Source organism: Saccharothrix obliqua (genome assembly GCF_019375475.1).
In the GTDB taxonomy this organism is placed as follows: Bacteria; Actinomycetota; Actinomycetes; order Mycobacteriales; family Pseudonocardiaceae; genus Actinosynnema; species Actinosynnema obliqua.
Window position 1 is genome coordinate 527,571 of sequence record NZ_JAHXGQ010000002.1, and the last position, 22,683, is coordinate 550,253.

Sequence of the window (22,683 nt, forward strand, 5' to 3'; positions counted from 1 at the left end):
GGCCGCTGGTCCACGGCCCGTACCCATTCCGGTGAACCGCGTCAGGAGTCCGCCCGGTGTCCCGCCTCCACGCCCTCCTCGCCGTGCCGGCCGTCCTCATCGCGGCCTGCACCGGCGAGGCGGCCGAGCCCGACGGCGCACGCGTCATCCGCGTGCCCCGGGACCAGGCGACCATCGGGTCCGCGGTGGCCGACGCCCGGCCGGGCAGCCTGGTCCTGATCTCACCCGGCGTGTACCACGAGAGCGTCCACATCCGCACCGACCACGTGACGTTGCGGGGCACCGACCGCAACGGCGTGGTCATCGACGGGCAGGGACGGCGCAGGCACGGGGTCGTGGTGACCGCACCGGCGGTCGTCGTGGAGAACCTGACCGTGCGCGACCACCTGTTCAACGGCGTGCTGCTCACCGGCGCGACCCGCGACGGCGGGGAACCCGACGCCCGCGGGGCCGACGGCTACCAGCGGTTGGACCCCGACCGGTCGCCGCCGCTGGAGGGGTTCCGCGTCCGGTACGTCACCGCCGCGAACAACGGCCTCCACGGCATCTACGCGTTCAACGCCCGCCACGGCGTCATCGAGCACAACTACGCCTCGGGCAGCGCCGGCTCCGGGCTCCACGTGGGGCAGTGCAAACCCTGTCACGTCCTGGTGACCGACAACGTCGCCGAGCACAACGCCGTGGGGTACGAGGGCACCAACGCCGGCATCGGGTTGTGGGTGCTGCGCAACCGGTTCACCCGCAACCGGGTCGGGATGAGCATCGGCTCCGACTACCTGGAGGCGTTCCGACCGCAGGAGGACTCCGCGGTCGCGGGCAACCTCGTCGCCGACAACGCCGAGCCGCGCACCCCGCAGCAGGCCGACGGCGGTTTCGGCATCGGGATCGGCATCGGCGGCGGGCAGCGCAACACCGTCGTCCGCAACCTCGTCCGGGGGCACCCGCGAGCCGGGCTGGTGCTCACCTCCACCGAGGACATCCCCGCCATCGGCAACAACGCCCACGCCAACGCGTTCGCCGACAACGCCGTCGACTTCGCCAACACCGCCACCGGACGGGCGCCCAGCCGGGACAACTGCCTGCGCGGCAACACCGCCGCGACGGCGCACCCCGCGGACCTGCCCGTGGCCGACTGCCCGCCCGCCGGCGCGGACCTGCCCGCCGCGCCGCTGCCGCGCGCGCCCCGGGCGCCCGCCGGCACGTCCTTCCGCGACGTGCCGCTCCCCCCGGCCCAACCCCAGCTGCCCGACCCGGCCACCGCCACCGTCGAACGGCTGCCCCCGGTGCCGCCGCTGGACCGGGTCACGCTGCCCGATCCGTCCCTGCTCGCCGACAGGAGCCGACCGTGACCCGCCGCCTGCTCGCCGCCGTCGCCACCGCGCTGCTGCTGGCGGGCTGCTCGGGGCCGGGCACGACACCCGCCGCGGCCGACAACCCGCGACCGCTCACCACCGACGAGGCCGAGCGCATCGCCCTCGTCCGCTTCGCCAACCACCAGCGCGGGCGCGGCGCCGTCATCGGCGTGATCCCCAGCGCGGGCCGCAACCTCCACCTGAACGCCCGCGTCGACTGGCGCGACCGCCGCGGTTACGGGACGGTCCACGCCACCGAGCCCACCGGTGAGCGCATCGGCTACCTCCTCCAGTGGACGTCCTCGGCCATCGCCGTGGCGCACGAGTGGGCGGGCGGCCTGCCGGACCAGCCACCGGCCACCGTCGAGTGGAAGTCCCGCCCGCCCGCGCCCCGGCACAACACCGTCGACGCCGCCCTGCTGATGACCCTCGACCTGGCCACCGACCGGCCGGAGAACGCCCAGTCGCTGGCCCGGAGCGACGCGCGCTGGCTGCGCTCCGAACGCCTCGGCAACGGTCACCTCATGGTGGTGGCGGGTCCCGGTCCCGCCACCGACAACACCCGGCGGGACCGCGTCCGGTACTGGATCGACGGCGGTGGTGCGCTGCGCCGCGTCACCGCACCCGTCGGCGGCAACGGCGACGTCATCACCCTCGACCTCCCCGACCAGGACTCCCCGGAGGTCCCGCCCTTCACCTGGCGCTGAGCACCGGGCGTCAGAGGGCACGGGCGGTGATGTCGCCGTCGTCGGTGGTCGCCCGGATCTCCAGGTCGACGTCCCCGGTGTTGCGGAGCGTGTTGTGGACGCGACCGCGGGCGGTACCGGCGTCCAGCGCGGCGGAGACGCCGGCCGCCGCGCCGACCGACACGTGACCGGCCCGGGTGCGCAGGACGAGGGTGCCGCCCCTGGCCTCGGCGATGTGGATGTCGCCCTTGGCGGTGCTGATCTCCGCCGAGCCGTGCAGGCGGCCGACCGAGACGTCGCCGGCGGCGGTGGTGGAGCGGACGCTCGTGGCCTCGTCGATCTTGATCTCGCCGTGCGAGCCCTCGAAGACGACGTCGCCGAGCCGCCCGACACCCCGGAACTCCGCGCCGGCCGCCTTCGCCTCGACGCGGGAACCGGCGGGCAGCTGGACCGTCACCTCGACGGCGCCGGAGGCCCCGAGGAGCTGGTTGCGCACGGGGGTCTCGACCCGCAGCACGCCGTCGACGCAGTCGACCGAGGTCTCCTGGGCCGCCCGCACGTCCCGCCCCTTGGCGGCGTCCGCGGGCAGGACCTCGACCACGGTGTCGGCGCGGTCGGCGGCGATGAACCGGACGAGGCCCGCCGGGATGTCGAGGACGGCGGAGATCGGGGCGGGGGTGGTGAACTTCGACATGGTGTTCAACTCCGGTGCTCGTTGTTTCTGACACCGGAAACGCTACGTTGCGATCACTGATCGGGCAACAAGCTTGTTGCACTTTTACAGCGTTTTTGCTGTTCAGCGCATGAACATCATTGCAATGGGCTTGGAATCTAACGCAACGATCATCCGTCCGGCGTTGCAATGGCCTGTGAGTGAACGCTACCGTGGGCGCACCACGCGAACATTGGAGGGACCACGATGCCGGGCGGCAGGCTTACCCAGCAGGAACGCCGGCAGATCGCGCTGGGCCTGGCCGACGGCCTCGCCTACGCGGAGATCGCCAGAGGACTCGACCGCCCGACCTCCACGGTCACCCGCGAGGTGATGCGCAACGGCGGCCCCACCGCCTACCGCGCCGACCTGGCCCACCGCGCCACCGAGCACCGGGCCCAACGGCGTCGGCCGGCCACGCCACGCGGGACGCCGGCGGCACCGCGGTCCCATGGGCGCGACGCCGAGGCCGTGCGCGAGTACGAGGAGGCGTTCACGGCCCTGCTCATGCAGTCCGGCCTGCCCAGGATGATGGCCCGGACGCTGACGTGCCTCTACACCACCGACGCGGGCAGCCTCACCGCCGCCGAACTCGTCGGGCACCTCCAGGTCAGCCCGGCGTCGGTCTCCAAGGCCGTCGCGTTCCTGGAGGGCCAGGGCCTCGTCCGGCGGGAACGCGACGAGCGCCGGCGTGAGCGCTACTCGGTCGACGACGACGTCTGGTACCAGTCGATGATCGCCAGTGCCCGCTCCAACGCCCAGCTCGCGGAAACCGCGCGGCAGGGCGTCGGCATCCTCGGCCCGGACAGCCCGGCCGCCGCCCGCCTGGAGAACATCGGGCGGTTCCTGGACTTCGTCGGCGAGGCCATCACCCGCGCCGCCGAGCAGGCCCGCGACATCCTCTACGCGAAACCACTCGCGGACGGCGACGCGGACCGCGGGTAGGCCATCACCCCGGACCTCCCCGACCAGGACTCCCCGGAGGTCCCGCCCTGGCGCGAGCACCGCGCGGGTCGGCGCTTCGCGACACCGGTTGTGACAGCGCGTCCCCGGCACCGGCGACGTCCTGTCGCACGCGGACGCCGGGGCGGCGGCAGGGGGGAGCCGCGCGCCCCGGCTGGTGAGCGGCGCTTGACTGGGTGGGCGCCGCTCGGGTCCTCGCGGTCAGCCGGCGTCGTTGACCGAGCGGCGGACCGTGTCGCGGCGGTCCTCGACCTCACGCCAGCGGTCCCCGTACACGACCTCGGTGATTATCGGGTGACGCAGGAAGTCGTGCGGGAACCCCAGCGAGGGCGCGCTGATCTTGTCCAGCCGGGCGGTCTGCTCGTGGTCCAGCCGAACGTCCAGGCTGCCCAGGTTGTCGAGGAGCTGCGCCTCCTTGGTCGCGCCCAGCATGGAAATCACCGAGCCGGGCCTGCCGCGCAGCCAGGCCAGTGCCACCTGCGCCGGTGACCACCCGCCCTCGGCGGCGACGGCGACCACCTCGCGGACGATGTTGTCGACGTGCTCGCCCTTGGGGCTCCACGACTCGACGCGGTCGAGCCTGCCCGCGGCCGACGCGTCGAGGTACTTCCCGGTCAGCAGGCCCTCCGCCAGCGGTCCCCAGGCCAGCACCGCCAGGTCGAAGACGCGGGACATGGGCAGCAGCTCGCGCTCCGGCGTCCGCTCGAGCAGGTTGTAGCGCAGTTGCACGCCCGCGAACGGCGTCCAGTCCTTCAGCTCCGCCAACGTGTTGGCCTGGGCGATCTCCCACGCGGGCCAGTCCGACACCCCGACGTAGCGGACCTTGCCCGCGCGCACCTGGTCGTCCAGGGCACGCATCACCTCCTGGACGGGGGTGAGCGTGTCGCGCGCGTGCACCCACAGCACGTCCACGTAGTCGGTGCGCAACCGGCGCAGGCTGGCCTCTAAGGAGGACACCAGGTTCTTGCGGTGGTTGCCCGCCGAGTTGACGTCGCCGGGGCGGGTCATCGAGGTGTACTTGGTCGCCAGCACGAACTCGTCGCGCCGGCCTTCGAGCAGCTCGCCGAGAATGGTCTCGGAGGTGCCGTTGGTGTAGGCGTTGGCGGTGTCGATGAAGTTGCCACCGGCCTCCGCGTAGCGCTCCAGGATGCGGGCACTGGTGTCGCGGGCGGCACCCCAACCCCAGTCCTCGCCGAACGTCATGGTGCCCAGGCACAGCTCGGACACGCGCAGACCGGTCCGACCGAACAGGGTGTAGCGCACGTTTCGTCCCCTCGTCGTGTTCGGGTTGGTTCTCAGGTTCGCGCCGGCGCGGACAGCTCGGCAGCCACTCCGGCGTCCAGTTCGACTGGTGGCGGCGGCGCAATTCTCCTCCAGGTGCGCCAGTGACCCGGTGCCCCGTATCGCGAGGACTACGGGCGAGCGGTGCAACAGCCACGCCGGCACCCGTTGCGCGGGCGTTCCGCCGCGGCGAGGTTGCCGGTGTCCGGTGGGAACCACGGCAGGAAGGCGATCCCCTCCCGCTCGCAGTGCTCCAGCACCTCCTCGTGCGCGCGGTCCACCACGTGGACATCGGGGTTCCTTCCGGTCGTACCCGTGCTCGCGCGTTCACCGGGACTGGTGGGACTTGCCGATCAGGGCGGGGACCAGCAGGAGGGAGATCAGGGACAGGACCGGACCGGCGACCAGCGACCAGGTGAACGCGGTCGTGTAGCCGACGGGATCGGTGGCCGTGCCGAGCACGGCGAAGAACACGAGCCCGATCACCGCGACACCGAACGCGACGCCGATCTGCATCAGCGTCTGGATCACGCCCGAGGCGGAGCCCGCGTCGCCTTCGGGCACGTCCCGCAGGGCCGCGCCGATCAGCGGGCTGACGCCGAGGCCCTGGCCGAGGCCCACGACGAACAACGCGGGCGCGAGCAGCCAACCGGTCATGTCCGCGCCCGCGACGACCACGCAGACCAGCAGGGCGATGTTGCCGACCACGTTGACCGCGTACCCCAGGCTGAGCACGTGGTCCCCGATCCGCCGCTGCACGCGGGGCGCCAGCACCGACCCGATGCCGAAGGCGACCGCGAGCGGGCTGAACGTCAGTCCCGCGTACAGCGCGGAGTGACCCAAGCCGTTCTGCAACTGGAGGGGCAGCAGGAAGAACAGGCCGCTGTTGCCGGCGAAGAAGATCAGCGCGATGGCGTTGCCCGCGCTGAAGCCGCGGATGCGGAACAACGACGGCGGCACCAGCGCGAACCGGCCCTGCCGGGTGCGCCGCTGCTCGTAGGCGACGAACGCGGCGAGCGCGGGCGCGGACAGCACGAGCAGCGCGATCAGCCACAGCGGCCAGCCGAACTCCCGGCCCTGGATGAGCGGGAACGTCAGCAGCGCGAGGGTCGCGGTGAGCAGGCCGAGCCCCGGCAGGTCGAGGCGGGGCCGGACGGCGGCACGGGTGCGCGGCAACGACACCGCGGCGGCGGCGACCGTCGCCAGGGCCACCGGGACGTTGATCAGGAACACCGCGCGCCACCCCAGCCCGAACAGGTCCGCCTCCACCAGCACGCCGCCGATGAGCTGACCCGCGATCGAGGCCAGCGAGATGGTGGCCCCGTACACGGCGAACGCGGTGGCGCGCTGCCTGCCGGTGAAGGTCAGTTGCAGGATGGACAGCACCTGCGGGTACAGCAGGGCCGCGCCGACCGCCTGCACGACGCGGAACACGATCAGGACCGGCGGGTTCGGAGCCAGGCCGCAGGCGAGGGAAGCCACGCTGAACAGGGCCGCGCCGATGAGGAACAGCCCGCGGTGGCCGTGGATGTCGCCCAACCGCCCGGCCGGCACCAGCAGCAGCCCGTAGACCAGCACGTACCCGCCGATGATCAACTGGATCTCGGCGAACGTGGCGGACAGGTCGGTGCGGATGGCGGGCGTCGCCACGTTGACGATGAAGTCGTTGAGCATCGACAGGAACGTGCCGGTCATGACCGCCACCAGCACCAACCACCGGCGGCCGGTCGTCCTCCCGGCGACGGCGGACGACGTGTGCGACGCGGACATGCCGGAATCGGTTGTCGCAGCCGAGCGTGGTCGCGGCCGGCCGGCCGAACAACGGCGGAGTCCGCAACGCTCGTTGAACTGGGCTGAACCATCGAGGGGGAGAGCGGTGGAACTGCGTGAGATCGAGTGCTTCCTCGTGGTCGCGGAGGAACTGCACTTCCGGCGGACCGCGGAACGCCTGCACCTCTCGCCGGCGCGGGTGAGCCAGACGATCCGGTTGCTGGAGCGCCGGATCGGCGGGGCGTTGTTCGAGCGCACCAGCAGGCGCGTGCGGCTGACGGCGCTGGGCGAGCGGTTCTACCGGGAGGTGCGCCCCGCCTACCAGGAGCTGCACCGCGCGATCGACCACGCCTCGGCCGCCGCGAGAAGCGCGGACGGCCCGCTGCGGCTGGGTTTCCTCGGCACCGCGGCCAACGAACTCACCACCGACGTCCTGGGCCGCTTCCGGTCCCGCCACCCGGACCACGTGGTGACCTTCAGCGAAGTGCGTTGCGCCGACCCGCTGGGCCCGCTGCGCGCGGGCGACGTGGACGTGCTCATCACGCGGCTGCCCGTGCGCGAGGACGACCTCACCGTGGGGCCGGTCCTGCTGTCCGAACCGCGGATGCTCGCGGTGCCGAGCGGCCACCGGTTCGCCCACCGGGAGTCCGTCGACGTCGAGGACCTCGCCGACGAGGCGGTGGTGGACGTCGCCGGCCCGGCGCCCGGCTACTGGTGGGAGTTCCACGCCCCGGCGCGCACGCCCAGCGGTCGGCGCATCCCGCGCGGGCCGGTGGTGACCACGTTCCAGGAGTTGTTGGCACAAGTGGCCGCGGGGCTGGGCGTCGCGCCGGTCGTGGAGTCGGTGTCGCGCTACAACGCGCGGCCCGACGTGGCGCTGGTGCCCATCCGCGACCTGCCCGACTCCGAGGTGGCGCTGGTGTGGCGCACCGCCGAGGAAACCCCGCTGATCCGGGCGTTCGCCAGGATCGCGGACGAGGTGGCGCACGCGCCGGGCGTGCACGCCGTGCCTGCCTAGCGGTTCGCGGCGGCGAACTGCCGACGGGCGCGGGACGGCCCGCCACGGGAAGCGGCGCGCGGACCGGGTCGCCGACGTCACTCGGCGGGGGTGCGCCGCCGGCCACGCGTCGGCGTGGACAACGCCGCGAACCAGTCGTCGGTCCCGGTTTCGGCGCGGCGGTGGCGGATCGTGGTCACACCGGCCGCGCGGGCGGCGGCGAGGTCGGCGGGCGCGCTGCCGATGAACACGCACGACCGCGCAGGCAGGGCACCGGCGTGGACCGCCGACGGCACCAGGTCCGGGGCGACGCGATCCGACTCGGCACGCCCGACCAGGCGGCGCACGTGCTCCTCCAGCCCGTGCAGCACGAGGAACGCCCGGACCGCCGCCACGTCCAGCGCGGCGACGACGGTGATCTGCACGCCGCCGGCGACCAGTGCAGCGAACGCGTCACGCACACCGGGCACCGGCTGCGCGGCGGCCACCACCGCGTGCTCCACCCGACGCCACTGCGCGCGCACGGCCCGCTCGGTGGCCGGACCGATGGTCCTCGCGTGGGCGAGCACCACGTACGGGTCGCGCGTCCGCGACACCTCCCACGGCAACCGGTCCTCACCCACCATCGTCCGCAACCGGTCGGCGACCGACCCCGTCGCCAACGCCCCCGCGACCGGCCCGTCCAGCGCGACCAGCACGTGATCCCACTCCGCCCGTAACTCCTCGGCACGCACGACGTCCCCGTCCCTCCGCCCGACACCCGACCAGTCGGACCGTACCGGCGTGCCGCCGGTCAGCCCCCGGGGTTCACCAGGCCGGCGTCGTAGGCGAAGACGATGGCCGCGGCGCGGTCGCGGGCGTCGAGCTTGGCGAACAGGCCGCCCACGTGGGTCTTGACCGTGGACTCGGCCAGGTGCAGCCGTTCGGCGATCTCGCGGTTGGACGCGCCGCGCGCCATCAGGCGGAGGACGTCGAGTTCGCGTTCGGTGAGCGTCGCGGCGCGGTCGTCGGCACGCGTCGGGGGTCGGGTCAGGCGTCGGTAGGAGTCGAGGATCGGGCCGAGCAGGGTGCCGTCGATCCAGGTGCCGCCCGAGGCGACCGTGCGCACCGCCTCGATCAGGTTCTCCGGCGTCGCGGACTTCAGCTCGAAACCCGCCGCGCCGGCGTCGACCGCGGACCAGAGCATCTGCTCGTCGCCGAAGGTGGTCAGGACGCAGACCGGCGGCCCGCCCGCGGCACGCACCCGGCGCGTCGCCTCGATCCCGTCCACCACCGGCATTTGCACGTCCATGCACACCACGTCGGGCTTCCACCGGGCGACGGCGGCCACGACCTCGCCGCCGTGGTCGCACTCGCCGACGACCTCGATGTCCGGCCGGCTGCGCAGGACGAGCGCCAACCCGGCACGCACCATCGGCTGGTCGTCCACCAGCAGCACGCCGATCACGCGGCGGCTCCGGCGAGGCGGCGGGGCAGGCCGGCCCGGACCACCCAGCGCGCCCGGTCCGGCCGGGCCTCGAAGGTGCCGTCGATGGCGGACACCCGGTGCGCCAACCCGGTCAGCCCCATCCCGGCACGTCCCGGCGTCGTGCCGAGCGCGCTCTCGACCCGGACGGTGACCCGGTCGTCGACGATGTCGATGCGCACCTCCGCCTCCGGTGTCCGGGCGTGCTTGGCGACGTTGGTGAGCGCTTCCCGCAGCACGTCGTGCAGCACGATGCGCGGCGCGGCCGACACCTGGTCCATGTCCCCCTCGATCTCCACGTGGACGCGCATCCCGGCCGCGCGGTAGCCCTCCACCAGGCGCTCGACGTCACCCGGTTCGAACGGTTCGAGCGACCGCGCGCCGCGGTGCATGAGCAGCAACGCCTGGCGGAGTTCGTCCATCCCCCGCCGGCCGACGTCCTCCGCCTGCCGCAGGGCGTCGGCGACCGCGGCGGTCCCGGTGGGCGACGCTTCGAGCGTCATCCGCGCGCCGGACAGGTGCAGGAGCACGACGCTGAAGCTGTGCCCGACGAGGTCGTGCAGCTCCCGCGCGATGCGCTGGCGGTCCTCGGCCACGGCGGTCTCGGCCAGCTTCGTGCGGGTCCGCTCCAGCTCCTCGATCAACGCCCACTGCCGGCGGGCCAGGTGGCCGAAGCCCCAGCCGATCAGCAGCCCGCCGAACCAGATCCAGCCACCGATGCCGTCGTGCCAGCCGTTGGTGTCGAGGAGCCGGATCACGAACGGCGACACCAGGCACAGCACCACGAGCACGTGCTCGACCCGCCGCGGCGCGTCGGCGGCGACCACGGCCAGCGCGACGGTCAGCACGAGGTAGGCGCTCTGGGTGACCACCAGCGCGTCACCGACGACGGTGGGGACCGCCACCCACGAGAGCAGCAGCCAACCGGGCATCGAGCGCCACCACACCCGCACCACCAGGGCGGGCGTGATCGCCACCGCGAGGACCCAGCCCCAGTCGACGGCGTAGGCGAGGTTGAGCACCCCGGCGCCGGTGCCCAGCACGGCGGCCCCGACGGCGAACTGGTCGCGACCGCGTGGCAGCGAGGGCATATCCCGGAATCCTAGATCAGCACACCCCCGTGCCTCCTCCCCCGGTAGGAGGCACGACGCCCGCGTGGTACCGGGGACCCGGTGGGAACGGCACTCCGCGGCGAAGACCGCGGACCCCGGTGACCCCTAACTTCGGAGTCGTCCGACCGCGAGAGAACGGAGTCCCCGTGACCACGCCGAAAACGACCAACCCAGAAGCAACCAACCCGGAAGCAACCGGAACAGAAGCGACCACCACCGGCACCACCCCGGGAACGCGGACCCGGTCCCGACGGCGCGAGCGCGTGTGGTGGGCACTGGTCCTGGTCTCCGCGGTCGCCGTCTCGGCGATCTCCGCGCTCCCGTTCCTCACCCTCGACCCGGCGAGCAGCCGCATCCCGCTCAACCCCGGGGTGGCCGCGCACTACCTGTCGCTGGTGGTCCACGGCCTGCCCGGCGTCCTGCTGTTGGCGATCGGGCCGCTCCAGTTCGCCCGGCGGCTGCGCGTGCGGTACCCGGGGGCGCACCGGGTGCTCGGCCGCGTCTACCTGGTGAGCCTCGCCTTCGCCGCGGTCGCGGCGGTCTTCGCGGCGACCTTCTCGGTCAGCGGCCTGCCGGCCCGGGTCGCCTTCTACCTGCTGGCGGCGGCGTGGGTCTACACCGCGGTCCGGGGTTACCGCACCATCCGGGCGGGCGAACTCGGCCTGCACCGCGTTTGGATGATCCGCAACTACGCGCTGAGCTTCGCCGCCGTCCTGCTGCGCGTCTTCCTGGTCACCGGCGAGGCGTTCCTGGGTGTGTTCCCGTCGCTCGACTACGCCGACGTCTACACGACCAGCGCCTGGGCGTCCATGTTCGTCAGCGCGCTGGCCGCCGAATACTTCGTCATCGCCCGGCTCACGGACCCGTTGCTGCGCCGCAAGGTCCGCGCGTGACGCCCGCGCCCGTCACACCACGTCCCGCCAGTGCTCGGGGATGGGTTCGGGGCGGACCGGGTCGCCGTTGACCCGGTCGTGGTGGAACCAGTGGCGGAACTCCGCCGGCTCCACGATGCGGTTCTGGTAGCCGCGGTAGTTGTCGATGTCGTCCTGCGCGGTCCGGTGGGTGGTGCGGCGGAGGTGGCGGCGGTGGCAGATCTGGTAGTCCATGCGGTGCAGGTGGATCAGGTACAGGTCGGGGTCGTGGTTGGTGGCGTGGTCGATGCGCTCGTGGAAGCCGCCCAGCCACGTCATCGGCACGGTGGCGAGCAGGGGCTTGGCGTACAGCGGGTTGGCGAACCAGGTCGAGCGCTGGGCGAGCACGCCCCGTCCCGGGTCGAGCGCGGGTTCGCGGTCGTCGAGGTGCAGCACCTCGTACCCGGTGCAGTTGACGAAGTCCTGGTCGAACCGGTCGATGTAGCGGCCGAGGTCCCCGTGACGCGGGTCGGGCGCGACGATCTCGTCGACGTCGGTGCTCAGCACGACGTCGTACCGGTCCACGAGGTCGTGCTGGTGCTGTTGGACGACGTCGCGGTGCCAGTCGCTGCTGAACTCGTCGTGGTGGACCGGGATGCGGTGGAACCGGTCGTCCGGGGCGAGGTCGGGCGCGGGCTGGTGTTCGAGGACGTGGATGTCCTCCGGTGCGAAGAAGCGGGAGTAGTAACGCAGCCAGATCGGGAAGAACTCCGGTTCGTCGCGGACGAGGGTGAGCACGGCGCGGGTGTTGCGGCGGCGGCCGGCGGGCCGCAGGGACCAGCGCTGCTGGGGCCCGTGCCAGAAGTCGTGCTGGGCGAGCCGGGGCTCGGCACCGCTGTCGCCGTCCCACAGGTCCAGGTACTTGCCGCTGGCGAGGTTGGCCAGCGCGTGCTCGCCGGAGCGCAGCGGCACCAGCCGCCACAGCTGGTGCGGTGCTCCGCCCCGGTCGTCGTCCAGCACGACCTCCGCGCCGTTGTGCCCGGCGGCCCCGGCCACCGTGAGCAGCATCCCGCCGGCGGTGTTGCGCACGACGACGGTGTGCCGCGTGGCGGGCACGGGGGTCAGCCGCCAGCGCTGTGCGGGGTCGTCGCCGTCGGGCTTGCCCTGGCGGACGCGCCTGCCGTCGGCGGTGAGGGCCTTGCCGGTGGCGGTGTTGACGAGCCGGTGGGTTTCGTTGTGCGGCAACGCCATGTCAGACGCGCTCCAGTCGCCAGTGCTGGTTGTGGTTCTGCCGGTAGGTCGGGTAGTCGCCCCAGTAGAAGTATTGGAAGACCGGTGCGTCGCGCTCGGTGCTGCCGCCCCGGATGTCGAGGACCTTGCCGGTGTGCAGGTTCTGGATGCGGAACACCGGCGCACCGCCGGCGGGCGAGCCCACCGGGATGAGCAGCCACTCCTTGTGGGGGCCGCTGGGATCGGACCGGGTCAGCACCTCGGCCCCGTCGGCGGACGACATGCCGACCACCTCCAGGTACCGGTCGCGCGCGGGGTCGCAGTTCTTGATCCGGTAGCCGCCACCGCTGACCGGCACCAGCTCCCAGTGCTGTGCTTCCAGGCCGGTGTAGTCGTTCTGGTCGACGTTGGCGCCGTCGCCGGTCCAGTTCGGGTCGTCCAGTTGCAGGTACAGGTCGCTGAGCGTGCTCTGGACGCGGTAACGCCCCGCCAGGTCCGGCACGGTGATCTTCACCCGGGTCGACCCGGTCTTCACGCCGTCCACGACCACGTCGACATCGCCCTCCACCGCGATCTCCCGGGTCACCGGCGCACCCGCGGGCGAGGTCGCGCCGGGGAAGTGCAACTGGAAGTCGAGCGTGTCCGGGTGCGCGCCGGTGAAGGGCCCGTAGCCACCGGCGGGGCTGACTTGGACGAACGGCGCGATGACGTGGTCCGGCACGAGGGAGACGTTGCCCAGCGTGGTGATGCCCGCCGTGCCGAGGTCGATGATCGTCTGGACCACGGTGGCCGGCGTGATGCCGTCCCGGTAGGTGCCACCGGTCGCGGCGGCCACCCGGGAGCCCTGGCCGGCGGTGCCGCCGAGCACACCGCACAGGCTCTGGTAGACGGTGCCGCCGGACACGGGCACCGGGTCGCCGTTGAGCCCGGAGGTCGGTCCCGCCGCCCCGGTGCTGATCGCGAGCACGAAGATGTTCCGCGCCTGCAACTTCGTGGTCGCCGAGTGCTCGGTGATGTCGTAGGTCAACCCGGACACGGCCTGGCAGATCGGGTCGTGGCCGGGCATGTCGCCGATCCAGACGACGATCCGCTTGGCGTCGGCGCGCCAGCCGATCGAACCGCCGGGCGGTTGCGCGAGCTGGTCCAGGGCGTAGAACTGGCCCTCCGCCCCCGTGCTGCCGCCACCGGCCGCGGCCCAGGTGCGGATGCCCGCGGTGGCCGCCGCGGGGCTCGCGCCCAGCGGCACCTGGTGGCGGAAGCGCTCGGGCTGCGGGTCCTCCATGTCCTTGTAGTCGCCGACTCCGAAGTGGACGTCGGCGCCCACCGAGTTCGCCGCGTTCACCAACCGGTTCAGGATTTCCTCGACCCGGTCGCGGACCGCGCCGATGACGCCGCCCATGCTGCCGGTGCTGTCGGTCAGGAAGTAGACGTCGATCTTGGGCAGCACGCCGCTGCCGGGCAGCCGGACCTGCACCTGTTCCTGGTGCGCGCCGGGCGATTCGAGGTCGGTGGCGAGGTCGATGGTGGCCGGGAAGAGCTGCGCCGTGACGGGCATGGTGGAACGCCTCCTCGTCCTGCGATCGGGCCGCTCGGTGACTCGCGACCGTCCGCCCAGGATTGCGATTCCGCGCCGGCAGCGGAATGACCGGGCGGGACGCTCAACCCGAACGTGTGCACTTGGTCGCACAACGCCCGCCGACGCCCCGAACCACCCGCGCAGGGCATCGGAGGTCGGTGCCGAACCACCCTGCCCAGCGATCTTGCCGGGCCTCGGCGGTCCGTCGTTCCGGCAACCCGGTGATCACCGGAATCCGAGCCCGGAGTCGTTCTCACGGTGAGCGACGTCGATACCTCACCTGAACGGGGCACAGTCGCTGCGCCGTCGTGGAAAGTGCGGTGAGGTGGGGGCAGAACTTGGGGAGGGTCATGTCTCTGATGGCCAGCACCGGTATCGGTGCGGTCCTGCTGACGGTGTCGGCGTTGGTTCGTATCGGATTGGGGACGTCCTCGCATGAGGTCAGGGACGAACGTGGTTCGCGGGGCGAGCACGCGGAGTTCGCCGAGCAGCGTGTCGCTGGTGATCCCGGCGCACAACGAGGAGGCGTCGATAGCGGAGACCATCCGGTCGTGCCGGGCGCAGACGTACCCGATTGACCGGATCTTCGTCGTCGCGGACAACTGCTCGGACCGCACCGCCGACATCGCCCGCGGCATGGGTGTCGTGGTGATCGAGGGCAAGGGCGGCTCGAAGGCGTCGGCGCAGAACATGGCGTTGCCGCACATCACCAGCGACGCCGTGGTCGCGCTCGACGCCGACGCCACGCTGAGCACCCGCGCGGTCGAGTTGATGATGGGCACGCTGCGCCGGGGTTACGCGGGCACCTGCCCGTCGGCGCTGCCCCGGGACACCACCACGCCCTACAGCCGCTACCGCACGGTGTACCACGCGATCTCCAACGGCTGGATGCGCCCGTTGCAGGACGTGTTCGGCCGTCAGCTCGTGCTCAGCGGGATGGCCAACTGCCACCGCGTCGACGTGCTGCGCGAGGTCGGCGGATTCCCCGACGACAACATCACCGAGGACTTCAACCTCACCTGGACGCTGCACCGCCTCGGCCACCGGGTCGGGTTCACGCCCGACGCGTTCGTCTACACCCGTGAGCCGACGTCGTTGCGCGAACTCCTTTCCCAGATGCACCGCTGGACGGCGGGGTTCGCGCAGACCATGGTCAAGCACCGGGCGCCCATGGTGGACGGCGGGTCGTTCATCGTGGTCACCTCCCAGGTGCTCGACTCGCTCGTGGGCGGGTTGGCCACCTGCACCCTGGTGCCCTACCTGGTGCGGCACGGGGTGGTCCGCGGGTTGAGCAGCTGGTGGCGCCCGCTGTGGTTGCTCGTCGCCGCGGCGTCGATCGCCGTGGCCGTGCGGCAACTGGGCTGGCGCACGACGATCAGGTGCCTGCCGAGCTGGCTGGCCCTCCAGTACCTGACCGGACCGCTGACCGCCTGGTGGCTGTTCCGGGAGTGGGTGCTGGGCCGCCGCCTCACCAGTTGGACCGGGCGGCACGGGCGCCGGCCCGCGATGACCCCGGTGTCCCGGCGGCGCAAGGCGGTCCTGGCCGCGACCGCGGTCGCCGCGGCGGCGGGCGTGCTCCGCCGTCGCTCAGCCGGCCGGGCGCGGTAGCACCGGCCCGGTGAGGTCGGCGTCCGGGAACCGGCGGCGGAAGTCGCGCAGCCGCCACTCGTACGCCTCGGCCGCACGCGTCAGCAGCCGACCCTCGACGTGTGGCCGCGCACCGCCGCCCGACCGCGTGGTGCGGTCGCACCACGTCCGCACGGCGGCTTCGACCAGCATCGACACCCCCACCGCCGCGGGCCCGGCGCACCGGCGTGCCACGCGGCTGTCCGGCACGGCGTCCACCACGCGTTGCAGCACCCGCCGCACCGCCACCGCGGTCACCGCCTGGGACAGCCAGTTGACCCCGGCGTCCGCCACCAGCGACCCGCCACGCCCTGCCCGTTCCACGCGGCCGGCCGCCGTCCGCAACACCTGCGGCAGCACCGACAGCAGCGGCACCACCGCCTGCGCCCCGGCGTCCGGGCCGACGACGCTGACCGGGATCAGGGCGGCGCCACCCGCCCGCGCCCGCCGCAGGACCGCCGCGAAACCCGGCAGCTCGGCCAACGCCCGGCGCACCCCCGCCAACGAGGCCCGCCCCTCCAGCAGGTCCCACTTGGTCACCACGAACCGCACGGCCCTGCCCCGGCCGGGCACCAGCTTCCACACGCCCGCCATGGCGTCCTCGAAGCCGTCCCGGTCGCCCGCGAGCAACCCGGCGACCCGTTCCCCGTCCAGGACGCACAGCACCGCGTCGGCGGACCGCGCCCTGGCCGCCAGGGCGCCGGCGGCGGGGTGGCGCTTGTCCGCCACCGCCGCGCCGGCGTAGTCGACCAGCCGCGTCTCGAACAACGCGCCGCCGTCCGACCTCGCCTCGTACCACAGGTCGACCAGGCGGTCGGCCACGTGCCCCGCGTCCGACAGCACCAGGGCGGTCACCGGGTCGGGCACGAGCGCCGGGGCCGGGGCCGCGTCCCACTCCGCGAGCCCCTGTTCCATCGCGGCCAGCAACCGGCTCTTGCCCGCGTTCGCCGGACCAACCGGGACGATGTCGATGAACGGCACGCCCCGCACCGTAACGACGACCGGAGCACGCCGTCACCCTCCGCGCCCCACGCCGCGATCACCCACCGGCACCACCTGCGGGGCCATCCGAGCCCTTTGTGGACACGCCCGTGGGACAACGCCCGGGGGAACGCACACCCAGCATGGCGGGGAAAACGCTTGCGCCGACGTGCCGACCACGCCGCCGGGGGAACCCTGCCCGGTGCCGGGTGATTGACCACCGGGCGGGGTTCCCGCTCCGCGCACGAGGTTTAACGCGGCCACCGCGGACCACCCCTGGTGGAGCGACGACGCACAGGAGGCGGCTTTGCGGGAGGTGACCGACCTGGACGAACTCGTGGCCCTGGTGGAGGACCGGGGCGACGAGTTGTTCATCCGGTGGTCCGTCGGCCCGTCCGACGACCCCGAGACCAGTCGGGACGCGTTGACCGGCGTCCCGCTGCCCGGTTTGTCGGCCAACGCCCTGGCGATCGAGCCGTGGTGGGCGGGCCGGTCACCGCGGCTGTGGGTCGCGCGACGCCTGTACGACTACCACCACCTGCCGAGGGTGCGCGGGGCCGGTGTGCGGCCGTGGGTGCTCGCCGGGGAGGAGGTCGGCCGGGGACCGGACAACGAACCCCTCGTCGTGTGCCACGAGCCCGTCGCCTGGATCGCCGACTCGGTGCTCGACCAGGCACGTGACCTGATCGCCTCCCGACCGGCGAACTGGGGACCGCTGGACCGGGAGTCGCACGGCGACGAGTGACCGGATCGGACGCACCCCAGGGCGTCCCGTCCCGGATCAGGCGCAGCCCGCCCCCCACCCACGGGCGTCCCGCATCAGGCGCAGCCCGCCCCACACCCACGGGCGTCCCGCATCAGGTGCACTGGAACTCGACCTCGACGGGCCGGTCCGGGCAGTGGGGGCACATGAAGATGTACAGGTTCCCCACGTCGCCCAGCATCATGTCCATCCCCCGCGGCACGGTGCGGTAGTCCGGGATCAGCTCCTCCTCCACCGACTCCGGCACCACGGCGCGACCGAAGATCCTGAACCCGGCGGGGTCGAACACCTCGTCCCGCTCGATCACGGTGTGCCCGGTGCCGCCGTCGACCGTGGCGAACCGCACCTCCTTCTGGAAGGCCACCTCGGCACGCGTCTCCACCGGCAGCCACGTCCGCCACGCGCCGACCTCACCGCTGGCCACCGTGAGCAGCGGGACCATCCGGTGCCCCCGGTCGCACTCGGGCTCGACCGGGCTCTGGATCCAGTCCGGCCAGCCGCCGACCTTCGTGCCCGGCGCGGTCGCCAGGTCCGCGCGGTACCGCCACTCCTGCCCCCGCTCCCACGCCGAGATCCGCTCACGCAGCTCGTCCGAGGGCAGGTCGTCCCAGTCGGGGTACTCCACCACCCGTTCCGGCGCGATCCGGCACGGCGTGGGCAGGTACTCCTCCTCGCTGAGATCGCGGTCCGGCTCCGGCGCGGTGGCCACGGCGGTCACCGTCGAGGCGTCACGCCACCACACGCGCGGCAACGGGGCGTAGTGCGGGTCGTGGTCGGTCGGGCACCACAGGACCTGGCACACGTCGGTCCCCTCGGGGAACGGCAGCTCCGGCACGTCACGCGCGTAGAACTGCGCGATCGCCACCATGGGCAGCCGGGCAGCCGGGTCGTCGGCGTACTCCACGCGCCGCACCCGCCGGATGTCGGCCTCCACCGCCTGGTACGCGCGGTAGAGCGCCGCGTCGTGCGGCGACGCGCCGACCGCCCGGTGCGCCTCGACCAGCCGCCGCTCCAGCTCCCGCCCCTCCGCACTGGTCAGCGGCCGGGGATCGGGGTGGTCGACCTCGCACACGGGCCACGCCTCGTCCGCCGGCCACAGCAGCGGCCCGCCCAACGAGGACTCCCGCACCGTGGTCGCACCCGCCCTCGGGTGCAGGCGCACCGCCGTCCGCGCCAGCCCGGCCAGCTCCGGGAACAGCTCCGCCACGTCGACCGGCTTGTCCGGTGTCGTGAAACGCATGATTCCAACCCCCCTGAGTCAAGGACGGGTCGATGCTCCCACCGGGGACCGACAATCCCGCGCTCACGAGTCCGCGTCGGCCCCCGCTCCGGGTCACGGGCCTGGACGACGCCGGGTGCTTCTCCTTGCCCGCCGACCGGTCACCGCCGCATCCTCGGGTCGTGCGTGGGATCGGGGTACCGGGGCGGGCAGCCGCCGTCGACGGCTTCCGGGCGCAGTTCGTAGTGCCAGGGCTCGTTGCCGTAGACCTGGCACAACCCGTACGCGGCACCGTGTTCCGCCAACCACTCCCTCGCGGCGAAGCCGACGTCGACCGCGTTGCCGGACACGTGCGGTGAAGTGTCGGGCGTGGCGACCCACCGCGCGGCCTCCTCTTCGGAGCCGCGCTCGGCCACGGCCGCGCGGAGCAGCCGGTGCTGGTACTCCGGCGCACGCCACCCGCTGTTGACGTGGAAGACGACACCGTCCTGGGCGGCGTCCGCCGCGGCGGCGCGGAGCGCTCGGAGCAGATCGGGCTGGAGGTTCGCCACACCGGGGTACTCGTCGTCGAACACCGTCACCCCGCCGGGAAGGGCACCCGTGCCGGTCCGCGGCTCGGCGTTCCGCGCTGCTGTTGTCCGGTTCATGCGCCCAGTCAAGGAGGCGCGCCGTCGTCAGCCCGTATGCGATTTCCGATATGCCGCCGATACGGCAGGCTCGTAGCATCGAAGTCATGCGCGTGTTGATCGTGGAGGACGAGCCCTACCTGGCCGAGGCCATCCGCGACGGGCTCCGCCTCGAAGCGATCGCGGCCGACATCGCCGGTGACGGCGACACCGCGTTGGAACTGCTGGGGGTCAACAGCTACGACATCGCCGTCCTCGACCGCGACATACCGGGTCCGTCCGGTGACGAGGTCGCCCGGCGCATCGTCGCCTCCGGCAGCGGCACCCCGATCCTGATGCTCACCGCCGCCGACCGGTTGGACGACAAGGCCACCGGCTTCGAGCTGGGCGCGGACGACTACCTCACCAAGCCGTTCGAACTCCGCGAACTCGTGCTCCGGCTCCGGGCGCTGGACCGCAGGCGCGCCCACAACCGGCCGCCGGTGCGGGAGATCGCGGGCCTGCGCCTGGACCCGTTCCGCCGCGAGGTCTACCGGGACGGCCGGTACGTCGCGCTGACCAGGAAGCAGTTCGCCGTGCTGGAAGTGCTCGTCGCGGCCGAGGGCGGCGTGGTCAGCGCCGAGGAGCTGCTGGAGCGGGCGTGGGACGAGAACGCCGACCCGTTCACGAACGCCGTGCGGATCACCGTGTCGGCGTTGCGCAAACGGCTCGGCGAGCCCTGGGTCATCGCCACCGTCGCGGGCGTCGGCTACCGGATCGACCCGGGCGACGGTGACGGGCGCCGGTAGGGAACACCGACGCCCGTTTCGGCTAAGCGATGGGGAAGTCGAAGTACGTGTCCGGGTGGGGTTCGTCGATCAGCGCGTAGTGCCACCACTCGGATTCGTAGGCCCGGAAGCCGCAATCCTCCATGATGGAGCGGAGGTGGTCGCGGTTCCGCGTTTCCTCCTCGGTGATCCCGGCCGCGCCGTGGTGGGAAACCGGATCCATCAGGTCGTGACCACCGCCCATGGCCGCGAGTTCACCGGTTTTCAGGTGGTAGAGCGTCAGGTCGACCGCGCCGCCGCGGCTGTGCCCGGACCGGGCGGCCACGTACCCGCGTGCGAACATCGCGGCCCGGTCGATGCGCGGGTAGTGCCGGGCCTTGGTCCGGCCGTTCTCCGGCTGCCTCGACCAGCGCACGAAGTGGTCGACGGCGCGCTGCGGGCGGTAACCGTCCCACAGCAGCAGGTCGAAGCCGAGGGAGGCCGCCTTCTCGCGGGCCGCGCCGAGGGCGGCGCACAGGGCGGTCGTGCCGACGACCCGGTTCACGAGGTAGCCGTCCACGGGTTTGCCGGTGAAGTTGTCCCAGGTGGCGTACTTGGCGTCCCAGCGGACGCCGGGCAGGATCCCGTCCACGAAGGCGAAGCCGTCCGGCAAGGTCATTTCCCGCCCAACGCCGTCGACACGACCCGGTCCAGCACGTCCGCGAGCGACAACCCGGCTGCCGCCATCATCCGCGGGTAGCGGCTGTACGAGGTCATGCCGGGCAACGTGTTGACCTCGTTGAGCACCACGGTCCCGTCCTCCCGGAGGAACATGTCCACGCGGGCCAGCCCCCGGCAGCCCAGGGCGCGGTAGATGGCCCTGGCGGTCTCCTGGACGCGCTTTCGCGCCTCCGCCGGGATGTCCGCGGGCACGGTGACCGTCGAGTTCGCGGACCCGGTCTCCGGGGAATCCTCCTGGTGGATCTGGAAGAAACCGTGGGACAGGCCGATCCGGTCCACCTCGCCGACGACCAGGTCCGCGCCGTCGTCCAGCACGGCGCAACCGACCTCGCTGCCCACCACGGCCGCCTCCACCAGCACCTTCGAGTCGTACTGCCGCGCGGCGGCCACCGCACCCGGCAATTCCTCCGGGCGCGACACCTTGCTGACGCCGAACGACGACCCCGAGCGCGCGGGCTTCACGAACACCGGGTACGTGAAGAGGTCGGGGTCGGCCTCCGCACCCGCCGGGACGGTCCGGAACTCCGGTGTGGCGATCCCCGCGTCGCCGACCACGAGGTAGGTGAGCGACTTGTCCATGCACAGCGCGGAACTCTGCACATCGCACCCCGCGTAGGGGATGCCGGAGAGTTCCAGCAGGCCCTGCACCGCGCCGTCCTCGCCGAGCTTCCCGTGCAGCACGGGCAACACCACGTCCAGCCCGATCGACTCGTACCGGCCCTGCTCCAGCACCAGCAGCCCGCGTGCCGTGCTGTCCGGCGGCAACACGACCGGCCGGCCGCGGGCCGCCCAGTCGCCACCGGGTCCGTCGCAGAGCAACCAGGCGCCGTCCGGCGTGATCCCGATGTAGTACGGCTCATACTTCGCGGTGTCGAGGTGCTTCGCGACCTCCCGCGCGGACTTGACGGAAACGGGGTGCTCCTCGGAACGCCCCCCGAACACGATGCCGACGCGCGACCTAGCCATGCCGTTTCCCGCTTTCGTAGTTCAGGCAGTTGAGGAGGGAGTTCTCCACGGTGTCCCGCAACGCGTGGTCCGTGTAGTAGGCGGTGTGCGGACTCACCAGGACGTTCGGCAACTCCTGCAACCGCAGCAGCAGTTCGTTCCCGACCGCCTCCCCCCGGCGGTCCGAGTAGAAGATCCCCCGCTCCCCTTCGATCACGTCCAGTGCCGCACCGGCCAACCGCCCGCTCTCCACCGCCGAGAGCAACGCCTCCGTGTCGAGCAGCGCGCCGCGACCGGTGTTGATGACGTACGCGCCGTGCTTCATGCGCCCGATGCGACGGCGGTCCAGGAGGTGGTACGTGTCCGCGTTCAGCGGGGTGTGCAACGTGACCACATCGCTCTGCCGCAGCAGGTCGTCCAGGGGGACGTGCTCGACCGAGGACTTGGGGTACTTGTCGTGCGCCAGCACGCGACAGCCGAAAGCCCGCAACCTGCCGACGACCGCGGCCCCGATGTGCCCCGTGCCCACCACCCCGACCGTCAGGTCGCGCAGCTCTTTCCCCCGCACGTCGCCCAGCCGGTAGTCGTGCGCGTCCACACGCCGGACCATGGCCTTCGCGCCCCGCACGGCCATCAACGTCAGCATCAACGTGTAGTCGGCCACGCTGTCGGGCGAGTAGGCGACGTTCTCCACGGAGATGCCGACGCTCTCCGCGTACTTCACGTCGATGTGGTCGAACCCGACGCTGCGCGTGGACATGTACGTCACGCCGATCCGGCTGAGCGCACGCAAAGCGGCCTCACCGACCCGGGTCCGGTGGTCGACGCTCACGCACCGGTGCCCCAACGCCAGTTCCACGTTGTCCTCGCCCAGCGGCGAGTCCGTGATGGACGGCACGACGCCGAAGCGAGGCGCCATCTCCCGGAACAGAACGGCTTCGTCCGATCCGCACCCGTAAACCGCGACTCCCACCTCGGGGGCGGCCGGGTGCACCGGCGATCGAGCGCGACGAGCCGTCGCCGGTACTGGTTCGCGGTAGC

General features: G+C 72.5%; 23 protein-coding genes. 8 read left to right on the plus strand and 15 right to left on the minus strand.

Features of this window, described 5'->3' with window-relative positions; all coding sequences use genetic code 11:
* Window positions 1-56 precede the first annotated feature (56 nt).
* The gene (locus tag KZQ38_RS08400; RefSeq protein WP_308258307.1) at window positions 57-1,349 is read left to right on the plus strand and encodes a right-handed parallel beta-helix repeat-containing protein; all 1,293 of its coding nucleotides are present in this window, start codon (window positions 57-59) and stop codon (window positions 1,347-1,349) included.
* Window positions 1,346-2,059 carry a hypothetical protein gene (locus tag KZQ38_RS08405; RefSeq protein ID WP_219440067.1) on the plus strand — a complete coding sequence of 238 codons (714 nt, stop codon included), beginning with the start codon at window positions 1,346-1,348 and terminating at the stop codon, window positions 2,057-2,059. The genes KZQ38_RS08400 and KZQ38_RS08405 overlap by 4 nt, the downstream gene beginning before the upstream one ends.
* Window positions 2,060-2,069: 10 nt before the next feature.
* On the opposite strand, the gene KZQ38_RS08410 is transcribed toward KZQ38_RS08405, so the two are convergent.
* Window positions 2,070-2,732: a DUF4097 family beta strand repeat-containing protein gene (locus KZQ38_RS08410; protein ID WP_219440068.1), complete on the minus strand. Its 663-nt coding sequence runs from the start codon at window positions 2,730-2,732 to the stop codon at window positions 2,070-2,072.
* A gap of 225 nt (window positions 2,733-2,957) precedes the next feature.
* Between KZQ38_RS08410 and KZQ38_RS08415 the strand changes: the two genes are divergently transcribed.
* A complete protein-coding gene (locus tag KZQ38_RS08415; protein ID WP_219440069.1) occupies window positions 2,958-3,695 on the plus strand; it encodes a GbsR/MarR family transcriptional regulator in 738 nt (245 codons plus the stop codon).
* A gap of 219 nt (window positions 3,696-3,914) precedes the next feature.
* Here KZQ38_RS08415 and KZQ38_RS08420 read toward each other — a convergent pair whose 3' ends face one another.
* From KZQ38_RS08420 to KZQ38_RS08430, 3 genes are all read right to left on the minus strand, one after another.
* Window positions 3,915-4,976 carry an aldo/keto reductase gene (locus KZQ38_RS08420; RefSeq protein ID WP_308258308.1) on the minus strand — a complete coding sequence of 354 codons (1,062 nt, stop codon included), beginning with the start codon at window positions 4,974-4,976 and terminating at the stop codon, window positions 3,915-3,917.
* Window positions 4,977-5,125: 149 nt separating this feature from the next.
* Entirely contained in the window at window positions 5,126-5,278 is a 153-nt protein-coding gene (locus tag KZQ38_RS08425) for a hypothetical protein (RefSeq protein ID WP_219440070.1), read from the minus strand.
* 43 nt (window positions 5,279-5,321) lie between these two features.
* Window positions 5,322-6,764, minus strand: a complete 1,443-nt coding sequence (locus tag KZQ38_RS08430) for an MFS transporter (RefSeq protein WP_219440071.1) — start codon at window positions 6,762-6,764, stop codon at window positions 5,322-5,324.
* Window positions 6,765-6,870: 106 nt separating this feature from the next.
* Here KZQ38_RS08430 and KZQ38_RS08435 point away from each other — a divergent pair, with 106 nt between their 5' ends.
* On the plus strand, window positions 6,871-7,782 hold the full coding sequence (locus KZQ38_RS08435; protein WP_219440072.1) for a LysR family transcriptional regulator: 912 nt from the start codon (window positions 6,871-6,873) through the stop codon (window positions 7,780-7,782).
* Between the two features lie 77 nt (window positions 7,783-7,859).
* Here the strand turns inward: KZQ38_RS08435 and KZQ38_RS08440 are convergent, their stop codons facing one another.
* From KZQ38_RS08440 to KZQ38_RS08450, 3 genes are read right to left on the minus strand one after another with little or no spacing between them, the layout of a single operon-like run.
* Window positions 7,860-8,495 carry an HAD hydrolase-like protein gene (locus tag KZQ38_RS08440; RefSeq protein WP_219440073.1) on the minus strand — a complete coding sequence of 212 codons (636 nt, stop codon included), beginning with the start codon at window positions 8,493-8,495 and terminating at the stop codon, window positions 7,860-7,862.
* 59 nt (window positions 8,496-8,554) lie between these two features.
* Entirely contained in the window at window positions 8,555-9,208 is a 654-nt protein-coding gene (locus tag KZQ38_RS08445; RefSeq protein WP_219440074.1) for a response regulator, read from the minus strand.
* Window positions 9,205-10,317 (minus strand): sensor histidine kinase, encoded by a 1,113-nt coding sequence (locus KZQ38_RS08450; RefSeq protein ID WP_219440075.1) that lies wholly within the window; start codon window positions 10,315-10,317, stop codon window positions 9,205-9,207. Before KZQ38_RS08450 ends, KZQ38_RS08445 begins: the two co-directional genes overlap by 4 nt.
* Window positions 10,318-10,601: 284 nt before the next feature.
* Here KZQ38_RS08450 and KZQ38_RS08455 point away from each other — a divergent pair, with 284 nt between their 5' ends.
* On the plus strand, window positions 10,602-11,231 hold the full coding sequence (locus KZQ38_RS08455) for a DUF2306 domain-containing protein (protein WP_308258309.1): 630 nt from the start codon (window positions 10,602-10,604) through the stop codon (window positions 11,229-11,231).
* A 12-nt stretch (window positions 11,232-11,243) separates the two neighbouring features.
* On the opposite strand, the gene KZQ38_RS08460 is transcribed toward KZQ38_RS08455, so the two are convergent.
* Window positions 11,244-12,440: an RICIN domain-containing protein gene (locus KZQ38_RS08460; protein WP_219440077.1), complete on the minus strand. Its 1,197-nt coding sequence runs from the start codon at window positions 12,438-12,440 to the stop codon at window positions 11,244-11,246.
* A 1-nt stretch (window position 12,441) separates the two neighbouring features.
* Window positions 12,442-13,974: an RICIN domain-containing protein gene (locus tag KZQ38_RS08465; protein WP_219440078.1), complete on the minus strand. Its 1,533-nt coding sequence runs from the start codon at window positions 13,972-13,974 to the stop codon at window positions 12,442-12,444.
* 456 nt (window positions 13,975-14,430) lie between these two features.
* Here KZQ38_RS08465 and KZQ38_RS08470 point away from each other — a divergent pair, with 456 nt between their 5' ends.
* The gene (locus KZQ38_RS08470) at window positions 14,431-15,603 is read left to right on the plus strand and encodes a glycosyltransferase family 2 protein (RefSeq protein ID WP_219440079.1); all 1,173 of its coding nucleotides are present in this window, start codon (window positions 14,431-14,433) and stop codon (window positions 15,601-15,603) included.
* Here the strand turns inward: KZQ38_RS08470 and KZQ38_RS08475 are convergent.
* The gene (locus KZQ38_RS08475; RefSeq protein ID WP_219440080.1) at window positions 15,583-16,602 is read right to left on the minus strand and encodes a hypothetical protein; all 1,020 of its coding nucleotides are present in this window, start codon (window positions 16,600-16,602) and stop codon (window positions 15,583-15,585) included. The two genes, KZQ38_RS08470 and KZQ38_RS08475, sit on opposite strands and share 21 nt — an antisense overlap.
* Before the next feature lie 307 nt (window positions 16,603-16,909).
* Here KZQ38_RS08475 and KZQ38_RS08480 point away from each other — a divergent pair, with 307 nt between their 5' ends.
* A complete protein-coding gene (locus KZQ38_RS08480) occupies window positions 16,910-17,347 on the plus strand; it encodes a DUF6098 family protein (protein ID WP_219440081.1) in 438 nt (145 codons plus the stop codon).
* Window positions 17,348-17,459: 112 nt separating this feature from the next.
* Here KZQ38_RS08480 and KZQ38_RS08485 read toward each other — a convergent pair whose 3' ends face one another.
* Together KZQ38_RS08485 and KZQ38_RS08490 are read right to left on the minus strand one after the other, a co-directional pair.
* Window positions 17,460-18,605 (minus strand): YwqG family protein, encoded by a 1,146-nt coding sequence (locus KZQ38_RS08485; protein WP_219440082.1) that lies wholly within the window; start codon window positions 18,603-18,605, stop codon window positions 17,460-17,462.
* A gap of 140 nt (window positions 18,606-18,745) precedes the next feature.
* Window positions 18,746-19,231: a D-alanyl-D-alanine carboxypeptidase family protein gene (locus KZQ38_RS08490; protein WP_219440083.1), complete on the minus strand. Its 486-nt coding sequence runs from the start codon at window positions 19,229-19,231 to the stop codon at window positions 18,746-18,748.
* An 86-nt stretch (window positions 19,232-19,317) separates the two neighbouring features.
* Between KZQ38_RS08490 and KZQ38_RS08495 the strand changes: the two genes are divergently transcribed.
* A complete protein-coding gene (locus KZQ38_RS08495) occupies window positions 19,318-19,998 on the plus strand; it encodes a response regulator transcription factor (RefSeq protein ID WP_219440084.1) in 681 nt (226 codons plus the stop codon).
* A gap of 22 nt (window positions 19,999-20,020) precedes the next feature.
* On the opposite strand, the gene vanX is transcribed toward KZQ38_RS08495, so the two are convergent.
* From vanX to KZQ38_RS08510, 3 genes are read right to left on the minus strand one after another with little or no spacing between them, the layout of a single operon-like run.
* Window positions 20,021-20,629 (minus strand): D-Ala-D-Ala dipeptidase VanX, encoded by a 609-nt coding sequence (gene vanX, locus KZQ38_RS08500; RefSeq protein ID WP_219440403.1) that lies wholly within the window; start codon window positions 20,627-20,629, stop codon window positions 20,021-20,023.
* A gap of 2 nt (window positions 20,630-20,631) precedes the next feature.
* Complete coding sequence (vanA, locus tag KZQ38_RS08505) at window positions 20,632-21,663, minus strand: D-alanine--(R)-lactate ligase (protein ID WP_219440085.1); 1,032 nt, start codon at window positions 21,661-21,663, stop codon at window positions 20,632-20,634.
* Window positions 21,656-22,561, minus strand: coding sequence for an NAD(P)-dependent oxidoreductase (locus tag KZQ38_RS08510; protein WP_219440086.1), 906 nt, complete (start codon window positions 22,559-22,561; stop codon window positions 21,656-21,658). Before KZQ38_RS08510 ends, vanA begins: the two co-directional genes overlap by 8 nt.
* Window positions 22,562-22,683: the final 122 nt, after the last annotated feature.

Coding starts and splice junctions, on each gene's coding strand:
- KZQ38_RS08410 (WP_219440068.1), bottom strand. CDS start 2,732: ATGTCGAAGTTCACCACCCCCGCCCCGATCTCCGCCGTCCTCGACATC.
- KZQ38_RS08415 (WP_219440069.1), top strand. CDS start 2,958: ATGCCGGGCGGCAGGCTTACCCAGCAGGAACGCCGGCAGATCGCGCTG.
- KZQ38_RS08430 (WP_219440071.1), bottom strand. CDS start 6,764: ATGTCCGCGTCGCACACGTCGTCCGCCGTCGCCGGGAGGACGACCGGC.
- KZQ38_RS08450 (WP_219440075.1), bottom strand. CDS start 10,317: ATGCCCTCGCTGCCACGCGGTCGCGACCAGTTCGCCGTCGGGGCCGCC.
- KZQ38_RS08460 (WP_219440077.1), bottom strand. CDS start 12,440: ATGGCGTTGCCGCACAACGAAACCCACCGGCTCGTCAACACCGCCACC.
- KZQ38_RS08465 (WP_219440078.1), bottom strand. CDS start 13,974: ATGCCCGTCACGGCGCAGCTCTTCCCGGCCACCATCGACCTCGCCACC.
- KZQ38_RS08470 (WP_219440079.1), top strand. CDS start 14,431: ATGAGGTCAGGGACGAACGTGGTTCGCGGGGCGAGCACGCGGAGTTCG.
- KZQ38_RS08485 (WP_219440082.1), bottom strand. CDS start 18,605: ATGCGTTTCACGACACCGGACAAGCCGGTCGACGTGGCGGAGCTGTTC.
- KZQ38_RS08490 (WP_219440083.1), bottom strand. CDS start 19,231: ATGAACCGGACAACAGCAGCGCGGAACGCCGAGCCGCGGACCGGCACG.
- KZQ38_RS08495 (WP_219440084.1), top strand. CDS start 19,318: ATGCGCGTGTTGATCGTGGAGGACGAGCCCTACCTGGCCGAGGCCATC.
- vanA (WP_219440085.1), bottom strand. CDS start 21,663: ATGGCTAGGTCGCGCGTCGGCATCGTGTTCGGGGGGCGTTCCGAGGAG.
- KZQ38_RS08510 (WP_219440086.1), bottom strand. CDS start 22,561: ATGGCGCCTCGCTTCGGCGTCGTGCCGTCCATCACGGACTCGCCGCTG.